This is a genomic window from Sphaerochaeta sp. UBA5836, from assembly GCF_002432845.1.
In the GTDB taxonomy this organism is placed as follows: Bacteria; Spirochaetota; Spirochaetia; order Sphaerochaetales; family Sphaerochaetaceae; genus Sphaerochaeta.
Window position 1 is genome coordinate 19,049 of sequence record NZ_DJGW01000002.1, and the last position, 632, is coordinate 19,680.

At 52.8% G+C, this 632-nt stretch carries 1 protein-coding gene; it reads left to right on the forward strand.

All coding sequences use genetic code 11. From position 1 onward, the window contains the following. On the forward strand, positions 1-632 hold a 632-nt coding region (locus tag B3F49_RS00120; RefSeq protein WP_293908446.1), incomplete at both ends, for a hypothetical protein.

Sequence of the window (632 nt, forward strand, 5' to 3'; positions counted from 1 at the left end):
GAGGTGAGTTGGTCGGGCAAAAAGATTGCCCTTGAAGAGCAGCTGGGCCCGCTCTCCCAGGTACTGGGAGAACCAGCGCTGCAGGCATTGCATCTGCTACTTCCTCATATTCATCGTCTTCCTGCGTTCTGGTCGAAGAACCGAAGCCAGTGTGTCATCGCTTTGTTCGATGAACCGCTTACAGGCCGGATGCTCACGAGTGCTCTGCCTCCTGACAATCTTGAAGCCCTCATGCCGCTTCCGGAAGGCGTTGCCGGGGTACTGGACCCGGAGAGCCATCATCTGATGAGGCCGTTGTTCAGTATTTCAGAAGAGAGCATTGAGAAGCTGCAGATAATCGCCCACAAGGCAAGTGCCTTGGTTCCCGACTTGCAGGACTATTTGCTATGCAGCCAGTATCGATGGTTGTGCGATGCATTGTCGCTTGTGTGCACCAAGCTGAGGTTGGGAAGAAGCATACGTACCAGCATGCTGTCTGCTTCTGCCGATTGCGACCAATTCCTGGATTGGGAAAATGAATTGAGGTTGCTTATCGGCCGTTACACCCAACTACAGATTGACTTCATCGGTTGGTGGATGCGAGTTGCCAAGACGTCGGAGATCATGATTCCCCTTTCGTATTTCGCCCATAT